The organism is Arthrobacter sp. RT-1 (assembly GCF_003367205.1).
In the GTDB taxonomy this organism is placed as follows: Bacteria; Actinomycetota; Actinomycetes; order Actinomycetales; family Micrococcaceae; genus Arthrobacter.
Genome location: NZ_QRGQ01000044.1, coordinates 1 through 678, shown reverse-complemented (window position 1 = coordinate 678; position 678 = coordinate 1). Strand labels below are relative to the sequence as shown.

Genomic DNA, 678 nt, shown 5'->3' with positions numbered 1-678 from the left:
TGTTCCGCAACTACGACGGTGTCCTGAAGGTGGACGGCGAAGTGGGCAACAAGAAGACCTACGACCCCCGCGTCTGGGGCGCCTCCGCCGAAGCCGGCCTCGCAGCCCGCGTCGTGGAAGCCACCAAGCAGCTCGGCTCGGCCGGAAAGACCTTCTAGGAATGTCAGACGAGTTCCGCAAGAACCTGATGGGCCCCGAGCCTACGCTCCTGCCTGCCGAGACCGAGGTCTACCAGCAGCTGGAAGCAGGCCAGGAAGCCCTGGACCTCGTGGAAAAGCACCCCACCTCCTCGCTGCTGTGGGCCGTGCTGGCGGAAGAGGCCTGGGCTGAGGGACGCACCATCGATTCCTACGCCTACTCACGTGTGGGCTACCACCGCGGCCTGGACTCGCTGCGCCGCAACGGCTGGCGCGGCGTGGGCCCCATCCCGTGGGAACACGGGCCCAACCGTGGCTTCCTCCGTGCACTGTACTCGCTGGGCCGTGCTGCGGCCGCGATCGGCGAGGCGGAGGAACCGGAGCGGATCGAGAAGTTCCTGAACGACTCGGACCCCACTGCCAAGGCAGCCATCGAAGGCAAGTAGCAGAAGCAACGCGGGGTCACTTTTAGCCCTCTCCGGGCACCGGATTGGGCCGAAAGTGACCCCGCGTTGCGTTTTAAAGAACGACGGCGGGCGGT

1 protein-coding gene and 1 pseudogene are annotated in these 678 nt (G+C 66.2%); both read left to right on the top strand.

Going from position 1 to position 678, the window contains the following annotated elements; all coding sequences use genetic code 11:
• A pseudogene (locus DXK94_RS21760) lies at positions 1-158 on the top strand (class II fructose-bisphosphate aldolase); the annotation flags it as partial.
• Positions 159-160: 2 nt separating this feature from the next.
• Positions 161-583 carry a DUF3151 domain-containing protein gene (locus tag DXK94_RS19740; protein WP_079598171.1) on the top strand — a complete coding sequence of 141 codons (423 nt, stop codon included), beginning with the start codon at positions 161-163 and terminating at the stop codon, positions 581-583.
• The last annotated feature ends 95 nt before the right edge of the window (positions 584-678 follow it).